We start from the raw sequence: 13,014 nt of genomic DNA on the forward strand, positions 1-13,014 counted from the left end.
CTGCGCGTCCTCCTCGGCGTCACCGGGGGGATCGCCGCCTACAAGGCGGTCTTCGTCCTGCGTGCGCTGCGCGAGGCCGGGCACCGCGTCCGCGTCGTCCCCACCGAGGCCGCCCTCGAGTTCGTCGGGCGGCCCACCTGGGAGGCGCTGTCCGGTGAGCCGGTGACGACGAGCGTCTTCGACGGCGCCACGGGGGTCGACCACGTCGCGCTCGGCCGCAGCGCCGACCTCGTCGTCGTCGCCCCCGCCACCGCGGACCTGCTCTCGCGGGCCGCGACCGGCCGGGCGGACGACCTCCTGACGACGACGCTCCTCACCGTCACCGCCCCCGTGCTGCTCGCCCCGGCGATGCACACGGAGATGTGGCAGCACCCGGCGACGGTCGCGAACGTCGCCACCCTCCGCGCCCGCGGCGTCACGGTCCTCGAGCCCGACTCCGGGCGCCTCACCGGCGCCGACACCGGCCCCGGCCGGCTGCCCGAGCCGGAGGCCATCACCGCCGCCGCCCTCGCGCTCGTCGCGCCGCAGGACCTGGCGGGGCGCGCCGTCGTCGTCAGCGCCGGCGGCACCCGCGAGCCGCTCGACCCGGTCCGCTACCTCGGCAACCGGTCCTCGGGCCGGCAGGGTGCGGCGATCGCCCGGGAGGCCGCCCGCCGCGGCGCCCGGGTGACCTTGCTCGCCGCCTCCGTCGACGAGGCGGCCCGTCGCGCCGCCCAGCACCCCGCCGTCGACGTCGTCGAGGTCGAGACGACGCGCGAGCTCGCCGACGCCGTCGACACCGCCACCGCCGACGCGGACGTCCTCGTCATGGCCGCCGCCGTCGCCGACTTCCGCCCCGCGACGACCGCGGAGCGCAAGATCAAAAAGGACGGCTCCGCGCCGCAGGCGGTCGAGCTCGTCGAGAACCCCGACATCCTCGCGACCGTCGCCCACCGCGAGCGGGAGCGGCTCGTCGTCGTCGGCTTCGCCGCCGAGACGGGGGACGCCGGCGAGGTCCTCGAGCTCGGACGTGCCAAGGCGCGCCGCAAGGGCGCCGACCTGCTCGCCGTCAACGCCGTCGGCCAGGGCCGCGGCTTCGGTAACGTCGCCAACGCCGTCACCGTGCTCGACGGTGCGGGCGAGGTGGTCGGCGAGGCTGCCGGGAGCAAGGACGACGTCGCGCGCGGCCTGTGGGACCTCGTCGTGCCCCGCCTGCGCTGAACTAGGATCGACCGGTGACCTCCAAGCCCAACCTGCGTCTGTTCACCTCCGAGTCGGTGACCGAGGGCCACCCCGACAAGGTGTGCGACCGGATCTCCGACTCCATCCTCGATGCGATCCTCCGGGAGGACCCCCGGGCGCGGGTGGCGGTCGAGACGCTCGTGACGACCGGGCTGGTGACCGTCGCCGGTGAGGTGACGACCACCGCCTACGTTGAGATCCCGCAGCTCGTGCGCGCCGAGGTCAACGCGATCGGCTACACCTCCTCCGCCATCGGCTTCGACGGGAAGTCCTGCGGCGTGCAGGTGTCGATCGGCCAGCAGTCCCCGGACATCGCCACCGGCGTGGACACCTCGTGGGAGGACCGCGCCGGCGAGAGCCGCGACCGGTACGACGCGCAGGGCGCCGGGGACCAGGGCTTCATGGTCGGCTACGCGAGCGACGACACCCCCCAGCTCATGCCGCTGCCGATCTGGCTCGCGCACCGCCTCGCCGAGCGGCTCACCCACGTGCGCAAGGAGGGGATCGTCCCCGGCCTGCGCCCCGACGGCAAGACCCAGGTGACCATCGCCTACGACGGCGACCGTCCCGTCGCCCTCGACTCCCTCGTCGTCTCCACCCAGCACGACGCCGACGTCACCACCGAGTGGCTGCGCTCCGCCGTCGCCGCGGAGGTCGTCGCGCCCGTGCTCGCCGAGCACGCCGGTGGGCTCGACACGGCCGGGCACACGCTCTACGTCAACCCGACCGGCAAGTTCGTCGTCGGTGGGCCCATGGGCGACGCCGGACTCACCGGTCGCAAGATCATCGTCGACACCTACGGGGGCATGGCCCGTCACGGCGGGGGAGCCTTCTCCGGCAAGGACCCGTCGAAGGTGGACCGCTCGGCGTCCTACGCCACCCGCTGGGTGGCGAAGAACGTCGTCGCCGCCGGGTTGGCCCGCCGCTGCGAGGTGCACGTCGCCTACGCCATCGGCAAGGCGCACCCGGTGGGGCTGTACGTCGAGACCTTCGGGACCGAGACCGTCGCCGTCGAGAAGATCAACGCCGCGATCAGCGAGGTCTTCGACCTGCGCCCCGCCGCGATCGTCGACGCGCTCGACCTGCTGCGCCCGATCTACCGCGACACCAGCGCCTACGGGCACTTCGGGCGCGAGCTGCCAAGCTTCACCTGGGAGCGCACCGACCGCGTCGAGGAGCTGCGCCGCGCCGTCGGCTGAGGTCCCTCGGGGGCCGGACCGCGCCCTGCCTGTGGACGACCACCGCGGTGTCGGTGGCCCGTGGTGAGATGGGAGCGGAGGTGAGACCGGTGCACCAGCCCGCCCTGCTCGAGCAGACCGTCGCCGTGCGCACGGTCTCCGGCGCCGAGGCGGCGGGTGTCGAGCTGCCCGTCGCACGGGTGGCGGTCGACATGTCGCTGCCCCACCTGGACCGTCCCTTCGACTACCGCGTGACGCCGGAGCAGGAAGCCGCCGCCCAGCCCGGCACCCGCGTCTCGGTGCGCTTCGCGGGCAAGGACCGCACCGGTTACGTCCTCGAGCGCGCCGCCACCACCGACCACCACGGCACACTCATGCCGCTGCGCCGCGTGGTGTCCGCGCTGCCGGTCCTCACCCCGGAGATCGCCGCGCTGTGCCGGGCGGTGGCGGACCGCTACGCCGGCTCCCTGATGGACGTCGTCCGGCTCGCGGTGCCCCCGCGGCACGCGACCACCGAGAAGACCGTCCTGGAGGGCACGGCCGCCGACCGCACCGGCACCACCGCCGCGCACCTGCCCGGGACTGCGTGGGACCACTACGTCGGGGGAGCGGCCTACGTGCGGCGCCTCGCGGCCGGGGAGTCGCCCCGCGCGGTGTGGTCGGCGCTGCCGGCGCACGGGCCGGGTGTCCCCGACCGCCTCGCCTCGATCGCCGATGCCGCCGCCGCCGCCCTCGCCTCCGGCCGCGGGGTCGTCGTCGTCGTGCCCTCGGCCCACGAGGCCGAGGTCGTCGAGGCGGCGCTCACCGCGGCCCTGCCGGGGGAGCCGGTCGTGTCGCTGCAGGCCGACCACGGCCCCTCGCGCCGCTACCGGGCCTTTGTCCGGCTGCTCACGGGACAGGCACGCGTCGTCGTCGGCACGCGGGCGGCGGCCTTCGCGCCCGTCCAGCGCGTGGGCCTGCTCGTGTGCTGGGACGACGGCGACGACCTCCTCGCCGAGCCGCGCGCGCCCTACCCGCACGCCCGTGAGGTGCTCACACTGCGCGCCGCCCAGGAGGGCGCCGGGCTGCTGCTCGGCGGGTGGACACGGAGCGTGGAGGCAGGGCTGCTCGTCGCCACCGGCTGGGCCGCCTCCGTCACCGCCTCGCGCGCCACGGTGCGCGAGCGCACGCCGCGGATCGAGGCGCCGGGGGAGGTCGACCTCGCCCGGGAGGGGCCGGCGGCGGCCGCCCGGATCCCGCGCCCGGCGTGGGAGCTCGTGCGCAAGGCGCTGGAGAAAGGTCCGGTCCTCGTCCAGGTGCCGCGTTCCGGCTACCTGCCCGTCGTCGCCTGCCAGGGCTGCCGCGAACCTGCCCGCTGCCGTGAGTGTCACGGCCCGCTCCAGCTCGGCGGGCGCACGAGCGTGCCCTCGTGCCGCTGGTGCGGGCGCCCGGACCGCACCTGGGCCTGCCCCACCTGTGGGAGCTCCGCCATGCGTGCGAGCCGCGTGGGCTCGGCGCGCACCGCCGAGGAGCTCGGCCGTGCCTTCCCCAAGGTGCCGGTCGTGCTCTCCGGCGCGCGTGCCGACCACGGGATCGTGCGGGAGGTGGACGAGAAGGCGCGCGTCGTCGTCGCCACGCCCGGTGCCGAGCCGGTCGCCAGGGGCGGCTACCAGGGCGCGCTGCTGCTCGACGCCGCCGCCGTGTCGGGCCGTCAGGACCTCGCCGCGCCGTCCGAGGCGCTGCGCCGCTGGCTGGCGGCGGCGGCCCTCGTGCGGCCGGCGTCCGAGGGGGGCCGGGTCATGCTCCTCGGCGATCCCGCACCCATTCCCGGCCAGGCACTCGTGCGGTGGGACCCGGCCGGCTTCGCGGAGCGGGAGCTCGCCGAGCGGCACGAGCTCCACCTCCCGCCCGCCAGCCGCATGGCCTCGGTCCGCGGCAGCGCCCGCGCCGTCGCGAGCCTGCTGCGTTACCTCGAGCGGCCCCACGGCGTCGAGGTCCTCGGTCCCGTGCCGTTCTCGGAGGAGGAGGTCCAGGCGCTCGTGCGCAGCGACCTGGGGCAGGGGAGCCGGCTCACCAAGGCGCTGGCGCAGGCCGCTGCCGTGCGCAGCGCCCACAAGGAGCCGGACTCCGTCCGCATCCAGGTGGATCCCACCGAGCTGTGACGCGCGGCCACGGGTCGTGGCCATGGTGGACGCGATTTCGCGGCCGCCCATGACGGTGCCGTACGTCTTCCTCCCGGGCGCTGCCCGGGAGGTACTGCACTTCTACGGCGGGGTCTGCGGATGCTCGGCACAGCCGCACACGCTCGAGGACTTCGGGAGGACGGACGGCCCTCCCGAGGCGATCGCCGAGGGTGTGCTCTGCGACGGACCGCTCACCCTGGACGCCGAGCCACCGACGGGCAGGTCGTCGTCGACCGTCACGGCGTGCCTGGCTCGTCGGCTACGAGGAGGACGAGACGGGCTGACCGTCCGCAGGCCCGACCGCGGCGATCTCACTCGGCGGTGTCATAGCGTCGTAGCAACAGTGCTGGTTGGGTGAGGGGTTGCTGGTGGGACGCAGGATGCTGACGGCGACGGATCGGGCGGAGATCTCCACGGGGCTCAAGGCGGGGTGGACGGTGCGCAGGATCGCCGAGTACCTCGACCGTTCCCCGTCGGTGGTCTCGCGTGAGATCCGGCGTAACTCGACGAAGACGCGCGGGTACAAGATGGTCACCGCGGACTGCCGGGCCCAGCGACGCCGGTCGCGTCCCCAGAAGGGGAAGGTCGAGGCCGATCCGGTGCTGCGCGCCCGGGTGCTGGCCGATCTGAAGCACTCACGTACTCCGCGTCAGGTCGCCGGACGCTTGCACCTGGAGGGCCGGGACGAGAGCGTGGGCCTGATGAAGGGTTCGGTGCCGGCCGGTGGCAGGACGGTCAGCCACGAGGCGATCTACCGGTTCATCTACGCCCTGCCCAAGGGTGAGCTCGCGGCGCACGGGGTGATGCTGCGCTCCAAGCGCACCCGGCGCCGCGCACCCAGGCCGCTGGGCCAGCGCGGGGCGCCGATCGTGGGGATGGTCAGCATCGATGACCGCGAGGACCTGGCCCAGCGGCGCGTGCCGGGCCACTGGGAGGGCGATCTGGTGATCGGCGCCCACGGCCGCTCTGCGGCCGCGACGCTGGTTGAGCGCACGACGAGGTTCACCACGATCTTGGCGCTGCCGGCGGGCAAGGACAGTGAGCACCTCGCCGACGCGTTGATCGACAACGCCGACGAGCTGCCCGCGATGATGCGCAAGTCGCTGACCTGGGACCAGGGCTCTGAGATGGCCAAGCACGCCGCCCTGACCCTGGCGACGCAGATGCCGGTCTACTTCGCTCACCCGCACTCCCCGTGGGAGCGCGGCACCAACGAGAACACCAACGGCCTCATCCGCGAGTACCTGCCCAAGGGCACCGCGATCCCGGCACACCAGCCCTACCTGACCTCGATCGCTGAAGAGCTCAACGAACGCCCCCGCGCCATCCTCGGCTACCTCACTCCACGCGAAGCCTTCGAACGCCTTCTCACCGACAGCGTTGCTACGACGCCTTGACACCGCCCTCCCCCGTCGCGGGGACCCGGCGCCGCCCGCGGACTGCACCGACCGTGAGCTGGCCGGCGAGCAGCGCGGCGAGTGCGAGGGCGAAGCCGGACAGCTGGACCGGCGTCAAGGTCTCCCCGAGGACGACGGCCCCGACGAGTGCCGCGACGAGTGGGGAGAGGAGGCCCAGGAGGGCGGTGGCCGTGACCGGGAGGTGGCGCAGCCCGCGGTACCAGAGGGTGTAGGCGATGAGCCCGCCCACCAGCCCCAGCCACAGGTAGCCGGTGACGCCGCGGGCGTCGACCGCTGCCGGTACTCCCTCGACCGCCAGCGCGAGCGGGAGCAGCGCGAGGCCCCCTGCGGTGAGCAGCCAGCCCGTGAGGGTGAGCGGTCCCACACCGGGCGGCAGGCCCCATCGCTTGGTGAGGACCAGCCCGAGGGCCATTGACAGGGTCCCGGCGAGCCCGGCGATGATGCCCGCCCCGTCGAGCGCCGCGCCCGGACCGAGAACGACCAGACCCACCCCTGCGACGCCCGCGACTCCCCAGCCGAGCCGCCACCAGGACGTCCTCTCGTGCAGGATCCCCACCGCGAGGACGGCGACCACGATGGGCTGCGCGGCACCCAGCGTGGCGGCCACACCGCCGGGCAGCCGCTCGGCCGCGAAGAAGAGCAGGGGGAAGAAGGCTCCGATGTTGAGGACGCCGAGGACGGCGGCCTTCCACCACCAGGTTCCCGTCGGCAGAATGCGCGTGAGGGCGAGAGCGACGAGCCCTGCCGGTAGCGCCCGCACGAGTGCGGCGAAGAGCGGATGCTCGGGCGGGAGCAGCTCCGTCGTCACGGCATAGGTCGTGCCCCAGGTCGCGGGCGCCACCGCGGTCAGAGCGATCCACGCGTTGCGGTGGTCCCACCACCGTCGGGCGATGTCGGGGTCAGGGCGGTGCGTGGTCGTCGTGGTCACGCTCTCGAGTCTCCTTACCGGCGATCGATGAGTCCAACACATGTTTGTCATCCCAGCGATCTATGAGCACGATGGGCGCATGGACCTCCAGCAGCTGCGGTACGTCGTCGCCGTGGCCGAGTCCCGCAGCTTCACGCGCGCGGCCGAACGCTGCTTCGTCGTGCAGTCCGCGCTGAGCCACCAGGTCGCCAAGCTCGAGCGCGAGCTCGGCTTCCGCCTCTTCGCGCGGACCAGCCGGCGCGTGGAGCTCACGCAGGCGGGCGAGGCGTTCCTGCCGGCCGCCCGGGAGTCCCTCGCGGCTGCCGCCCGCGCGGTCACCGAGGCGGCGGCGGCCGTCGGTGAGGTGCGTGGCCAGCTGTCGGTGGGCGTCATCCCGACGGTTGCGGCGGTCGACATCCCCGACCTCCTGGAGCGGTTCCGGCGGGCCCATCCCGGCGTGCGGGTGGCCATGACGGTCGGGAGCAGCTGGGAGATGACCGAGCGCGTCGCGGGCGGCGCGCTCGACGTCGCCTTCCTCGGGCTCCCCGAGGGGGACGAGCCGCAGGGGGTGGAGGCGCGCGAGCTCGCCCGTGACGACCTCGTCGCCGTCCTGCCGGCCGACCACCGCCTCGCGACCCGTGGTCGGATCACGCTGGCGGACATCGCCACGGAGGTCTTCGTGGACTTCCCGCACACCTCTCCGGGCCGCGCCCAGAGCGACCGCGCCTTCGCCGACGCCGGCCTCGCCCGCGACGTCGCCTTCGAGGTTCCCGTCCCCGAGCTCATGATCGGCCTGGTCCGACGGCGACTGGCCGTGGCCTTTCTCGCCCCGACCTTCGTGGGGACCGACCACCCCGGCGTGGTCACGGTGCCGGTCTCCGACGGGCCGCGCCGGGTCGAGTACCTCGTGTGGAGCGCCTTCAACCCGACGCCGGCGGTCCGCGCCTTCCTCGACGTGGTGGCGCAGGACCGATCATGACGGCGAGTCGTGCTCCGGTCCGTGGCCGTGGACCGCTCCGGTCAGATGGCGCCGGTCAGCGCCATGACGCCGAGCGCGCTCAGGGTGACGAGCACCCAGAGCATCCCGCCGAACAGCAACGGCCGCAGGCCGGCGGCCCTCAGCGCCGGCACGTCGGTCGACAGGCCGATCGCCGTCAGCGCCACGGTGATGAGGAAGGTGGCCGCCGTCGCGAGCGGGTCGTGCCACGTCTTGGGGACGAGTCCGATGCTGTTGAGCGTCGCCAGCAGCAGGAAGCCGACGAGGAACCACGGCACGAGACGCCACACCGCCGGCCGGTCTCCGGCGTCGTCCCCCGCCGTCCGCCGGTCGCGGCGGGCGACGAGGAGCGCGAGGCCGATGACGATCGGGATGATGAGCAGCGTCCGCACGAGCTTGACGACCACCGCATGGTCGGCCGCCACGGAGCCGAAGGTCGTCGCCGCAGCGACGACGGAGGAGGTGTCGTTGACCGCCGTGCCCGCGAAGAGCCCAAAGGCCTCCTCGCTCATCCCGAGCAGCTGCCCGAGCGGCGGGAAGAGAAGGACGGCGGCAATGTTGAAGGCGAACACGGTGGACAGGGCGTAGGCGACGCTGCTGCCGGAGGCCCGGACCACCGGGGTGACGGCCGCGATGGCCGAGGCGCCGCAGATCGCCGTGCCGGTCCCGATGAGCACACGCAGCTCGCTGTCGATGCCGAGCAGCCGGCCCAGGGCGGCGGCCCCGACGAGGCAGACGACCACCGTGCCGAGCATGACCGGCAGCGAGTCGACGCCCACCTGCGCGACCTGCGCCAGCGACAGCCGCGCCCCGAGCAGGACGACGGCGATCTGCAGGACGAGCTTGCTCGCCAGCTTGAGCCCGGGGGACAGGGCCGCCACGGACGAGGCGCGCGCCCGCCGTCGGACAAGGACCCCGACGAGGACCCCGAGGACGACGCCGCTCACCGGGCTGCCGATCACGGGCACCGCGGTGCCGATCGCCGTCGCCACGAGGGCGATCACGACGGACACCGCGAGCCCGGGTGCCTTGGCGCGCCACGTGGCGGTGGCGGGGACGGCGGGCGCGCTGCGGTCGGTCGACATGGCCTCCATCCTCGCCCCGGCCGCCCCGCCGCGCCGAATGGTGCCGTCGTCTAGGGTCGAGGCGACTCCTACAGGAAGGCGATCCGCGATGCAGTCCTCCGTCCCGCTGACAGGCCCCATCACCACCGTCGTGTTCGACCTCGGGCAGGTGCTCGTGAGGTGGGACCCGTACGAGGCCTTCGCCGAGCGCTGGACCCGCGAGGAGTTCGACGCCTTCCACGCGGAGATCGACTTCCCCAGCTTCAACCACGAGCAGGACGCCGGACGCACCTTCGCCGACGCGCGCGCCGCCCTCGAGCGCACCCACCCCCACCGCGCCGATGACTTCGACCACTACGTGACGAACTTCGCCCGGTCGCTCGGCGGCCCGGTGCCCGGCACGACTGAGATCGTCGAGGAGCTCATCGCCGCCGACATCCGGGTGCTGGGCCTGACGAACTGGTCGGCCGAGAACTTCCACGAGGCGGCCCGCTCCGTGCCGGTCATCGACCAGCTCGAGGCCGTCCTCGTCTCCGGCGAGGTGGGCGTGGCCAAGCCGGACCCGGCGATCTACGACCTCCTCATCCAGCGCTTCAAGCTCGACCCGCCGCTCACTGTCTTTACCGACGACTCCCTGCGCAACGTCGACGCCGCCTCTGGCGCGGGCCTCGTAGCGCGCCACTTCACCGGGGCCGAGCAGCTGCGCGCAGACCTGCGCGAGCTCGGCCTGCCGGTCTGACGCTCCCGCCGGGCGCCTAGACTGCTGGACCATGCGCCTCCTCTTCGCCGGCACCCCCGAGGTCGCCCTCCCGTCACTGCGTGCCCTCGCGGACTCCGCGCACGAGGTGGTCGCCGTCCTCACCCGGCCCGACGCCCGCCGTGGGCGCGGCCGCACCCTCCACCCGAGCCCCGTGGCGGCGTGGGCGCGCGAGCACGGCATGCCCGTCCTCACGCCGCGCACCCTGCGCGACCCCGAGGTCCAGGAGGAGATCGCGGCGCTCGGCGTCGACGCCGCTCCCGTCGTCGCCTACGGCGCGCTCATCCCGCCGGCCCTGCTCGACGTCCCGCGCCACGGCTGGGTCAACCTCCACTTCTCGCTGCTGCCCGCGTGGCGCGGCGCTGCACCGGTCCAGCACGCCGTCATCGCCGGTGACGACGTCACCGGCGCCACGACTTTCCGCATCGAGGAGGGCCTGGACACCGGTCCGGTGCTCGGCACCCTCACCGAGACGGTCCGCCCGGGCGACACCTCCGGTGACCTCCTCGCCCGCCTCGCCGAGTCCGGCGCCCCGCTCCTCCTCGCCACCCTCGACGCCCTCGCGTCCGGCAGCGCCGTACCCGTCCCGCAACCCGCCGACGGCGTGAGCCACGCCCCGCGGCTGGAGGTAGCCGACGCGCGGGTCGACTGGACCGCGCCCGCCGTCGCCGTGGACCGTCTCGTCCGCGGCACCACCCCCGCCCCTGGACCCTGGACGACGGCGCCCGACGGCTCCCGGCTCAAGCTCGGCACCGTCACGGTGCGTGCCGACGTCGACGACCTGGCCCCCGGCGCGCTGTGTGCCGGAAAGACGGAGGTGCTCGTCGGCACCGGGAGCGGTGCCGTCGAGCTCGGGCAGGTCGCCCCCGCAGGCCGTTCGTGGATGGCCGCGGCCGACTGGGCGCGCGGCGCCCGGCTGGCCGGGGACGCAGGTCTCGGCAGGGAGGCGGCATGAACGAGCAGCGCCCGGGCTCCCGTGGTCCCCGCCGCGGCGGGGGACGTCCGACCGGCCCGCGCCGGCGGGAGGCGGCTGACGAGGCCCGCACCGCGGCCGCCGACACCCTCGAGGCGGTCGCGACGAGCGACGCCTACGCCAACCTCGCACTGCCCAAGATGCTGCGTGAGCGTGGGCTGACCGGCCGCGACGCCGCCTTCGCCACCGAGCTCGTCTACGGCACGCTGCGCCTGCGCGGTCGCTATGACGCGATCCTCGCGCGCTGCACCAACGGCCGGCCCCTCGACCAGCTCGACCCGCCCGTCCTCGACCTCCTGCGGATGGGCGCCCACCAGATCCTCGGCATGCGCGTGCCCTCGCACGCCGCCGTCTCCCAGACGGTCAACCTCGTGCGGGCTCGCGTCGGCACCGGCGCGAGCGGCTTCGCCAACGCGGTGCTCCGCGCCGTCGGGCGCCAGGACCTCGACACCTGGCTCGCCCAGCTCCGCGAGGAGATCCCCGACGACGGCGCGTACCTCGCGGCCGTCGAGTCCCACCCCGCGTGGGTGGTGCGCGCTCTGCGCTCCTCGCTGCGCGCCGCCGACCGGCCTGCCGAGGAGCTCGCCGAGCTGCTCCGGGCCGACAACGCCCCGCCCGCGGTGACGCTCGTGGCGCGCCCCGGGCTCGTCTCCCCGGAGGAGCTCGCCGAGCAGGTGACGCGGACGCTGGGGGAGCGGGGCACGCCGGGCCGCTGGGCGCCCACCGCGTTGCGCCTCGCCGGGGGTGACCCCGCCTCGCTGCCCGCCGTGCGCGACGCGCTTGCCGGAGTTCAGGACGAGGGCAGCCAGCTCGTCGCCCTCGCCCTCGCCGCGGCGGAGGTGCTCCCCGGGCCGGACGGCGAGCAGGAGAGCCGCTGGCTCGACCTCTGCGCCGGACCGGGCGGCAAGTCGGCCCTCCTCGGCGCGATCGCCGCTGAGCGTGAGGTCCACCTGCTCGCCAACGAGGTCGCCCCCCACCGTGCCCGTCTGGTCCGCCAGTCCACGGCCGCGCTGCGTGAGAGCGTCGACGTCCGCACCGGCGACGGCCGGGAGATGGGCGAGGCCGAGCCGGGCGTGTACGACCGGGTGCTCGTCGACGCGCCGTGCACGGGCCTGGGTGCGCTGCGCCGCCGTCCCGAGTCGCGCTGGCGCCGGCAGCCGAGCGACCTGCCCGCCCTCACGTCGCTGCAGCGCGAGCTGCTCGGCTCGGCGCTCGAGGCGGTGCGGCCCGGGGGAGTGGTCGCCTACGTCACCTGCTCCCCGCACCTGGCAGAGACGAGTGCCGTGGTCGAGGACGTCCTGCGCGGCCGCGAGGACATCACCCGCCTCGACGCCCGCACGGCACTGACCACGGCGACAGGTACCGACGTCCCCGACCTCGGCGAGGGTCCCGACGTCCAGCTGTGGCCCCACCTGCACGGCACCGACGCGATGTTCCTCTCGCTGCTCCGCAAGAACGCCTGACCCGCCCGCACCGAGCCACCGGGCCGAGCGCACGCGAAACTGACGACCGCGGGCGGAACGACACCCACGGTCGTCACTCTCACCTGCGGTCGCGAACTGTGGCCTGGCGCGGCAGGAGCGGGAGCGACCGGTCCGGCCTCGCATGGGTAGGCTCGGACCGTGGCCGTACGCATCACTCCCAGCATCCTCAACGCCGACTTCGCCGACCTCACGGGGGAGCTCGGGCGCATCTCGGGCGCGGACCTCGTGCACGTGGACGTCATGGACAACCACTTCGTCCCCAACCTCACGGTGGGGCTGCCGGTGGTCGAGCGGATCGTCGCGGCGAGTCCCGTCCCGGTCGACGCGCACCTGATGATCGAGGACGCGGACCGCTGGGCCCGCGGCTACGCCGAGGCCGGTTGCGCGTCAGTCACCTTCCACGCCGAGGCCTCGGTGGCCCCGATCCGGCTCGCCCGCGAGATCCGCGCCGCCGGCGCCCGCGCGGCCATCGCCGTCCGACCGACCACCGACATCGCGCCGTACCTCGACTACCTCGAGGAGCTCGACATGCTCCTCGTCATGACCGTCGAGCCCGGTTTCGGTGGCCAGCGTTTCCTCGAGTCGACCCTCAGCAAGATCGCCGCCGCCCGGGAGGCGATCGACGCCTCCGGCCGGGACATCTGGCTCCAGGTCGACGGCGGCATCTCGCGCGACACCATCGCCACCGCCGCCCGCGCCGGCGCGGACACCTTCGTCGCAGGCTCCGCCGTCTACGGTGCCGAGGACCCGAACGCCGAGGTCACGGCCCTGCGCGAGCTCGCAGCAGCCGCCCGCTGAGTGGCGGGTAGCCGCTGCCGCGGCTGGTAGCCGCCGTTCGAGTCGGCGACGCTAG

The 13,014-nt window shown here is 74.4% G+C and carries 11 protein-coding genes; 9 read left to right on the plus strand and 2 right to left on the minus strand.

Translation table 11 applies throughout. The features are described from left to right. From coaBC to M3148_RS02460, 4 genes are all read left to right on the plus strand, one after another. Positions 1–1,200: a bifunctional phosphopantothenoylcysteine decarboxylase/phosphopantothenate--cysteine ligase CoaBC gene (gene coaBC / locus M3148_RS02445; protein ID WP_251303369.1), complete on the plus strand. Its 1,200-nt coding sequence runs from the start codon at positions 1–3 to the stop codon at positions 1,198–1,200. A gap of 14 nt (positions 1,201–1,214) precedes the next feature. Beyond that, the gene (metK, locus tag M3148_RS02450; protein ID WP_251303065.1) at positions 1,215–2,420 is read left to right on the plus strand and encodes a methionine adenosyltransferase; all 1,206 of its coding nucleotides are present in this window, start codon (positions 1,215–1,217) and stop codon (positions 2,418–2,420) included. Between the two features lie 89 nt (positions 2,421–2,509). After that, positions 2,510–4,540, plus strand: a complete 2,031-nt coding sequence (locus M3148_RS02455; protein ID WP_251303066.1) for a primosomal protein N' — start codon at positions 2,510–2,512, stop codon at positions 4,538–4,540. Positions 4,541–4,941: 401 nt separating this feature from the next. Then, entirely contained in the window at positions 4,942–5,958 is a 1,017-nt protein-coding gene (locus M3148_RS02460) for an IS30 family transposase (RefSeq protein WP_285883055.1), read from the plus strand. Here the strand turns inward: M3148_RS02460 and M3148_RS02465 are convergent. Continuing rightward, positions 5,945–6,907, minus strand: a complete 963-nt coding sequence (locus tag M3148_RS02465; RefSeq protein WP_251303068.1) for an EamA family transporter — start codon at positions 6,905–6,907, stop codon at positions 5,945–5,947. The two genes, M3148_RS02460 and M3148_RS02465, sit on opposite strands and share 14 nt — an antisense overlap. A gap of 79 nt (positions 6,908–6,986) precedes the next feature. Here M3148_RS02465 and M3148_RS02470 point away from each other — a divergent pair, with 79 nt between their 5' ends. Beyond that, the gene (locus tag M3148_RS02470) at positions 6,987–7,865 is read left to right on the plus strand and encodes a LysR family transcriptional regulator (RefSeq protein ID WP_251303069.1); all 879 of its coding nucleotides are present in this window, start codon (positions 6,987–6,989) and stop codon (positions 7,863–7,865) included. A gap of 41 nt (positions 7,866–7,906) precedes the next feature. On the opposite strand, the gene M3148_RS02475 is transcribed toward M3148_RS02470, so the two are convergent. Next, the gene (locus tag M3148_RS02475; RefSeq protein ID WP_251303070.1) at positions 7,907–8,968 is read right to left on the minus strand and encodes a YeiH family protein; all 1,062 of its coding nucleotides are present in this window, start codon (positions 8,966–8,968) and stop codon (positions 7,907–7,909) included. A gap of 88 nt (positions 8,969–9,056) precedes the next feature. On the opposite strand from M3148_RS02475, the gene M3148_RS02480 reads away from it, so the two are divergent. The 4 genes from M3148_RS02480 to rpe all read left to right on the plus strand — a co-directional run bounded on the left by M3148_RS02480 (position 9,057) and on the right by rpe (position 12,959). Continuing rightward, positions 9,057–9,686 (plus strand): HAD family hydrolase, encoded by a 630-nt coding sequence (locus M3148_RS02480; RefSeq protein ID WP_251303071.1) that lies wholly within the window; start codon positions 9,057–9,059, stop codon positions 9,684–9,686. A gap of 31 nt (positions 9,687–9,717) precedes the next feature. After that, positions 9,718–10,659, plus strand: a complete 942-nt coding sequence (gene fmt / locus M3148_RS02485) for a methionyl-tRNA formyltransferase (protein WP_251303072.1) — start codon at positions 9,718–9,720, stop codon at positions 10,657–10,659. Then, a complete protein-coding gene (locus M3148_RS02490; RefSeq protein WP_251303073.1) occupies positions 10,656–12,140 on the plus strand; it encodes an RsmB/NOP family class I SAM-dependent RNA methyltransferase in 1,485 nt (494 codons plus the stop codon). The genes fmt and M3148_RS02490 overlap by 4 nt, the downstream gene beginning before the upstream one ends. 159 nt (positions 12,141–12,299) lie before the next feature. Further along, complete coding sequence (rpe, locus tag M3148_RS02495) at positions 12,300–12,959, plus strand: ribulose-phosphate 3-epimerase (protein ID WP_251303074.1); 660 nt, start codon at positions 12,300–12,302, stop codon at positions 12,957–12,959. The last annotated feature ends 55 nt before the right edge of the window (positions 12,960–13,014 follow it).

This window comes from Georgenia satyanarayanai (assembly GCF_023715365.1).
GTDB lineage: Bacteria > Actinomycetota > Actinomycetes > Actinomycetales > Actinomycetaceae > Oceanitalea > Oceanitalea satyanarayanai_B.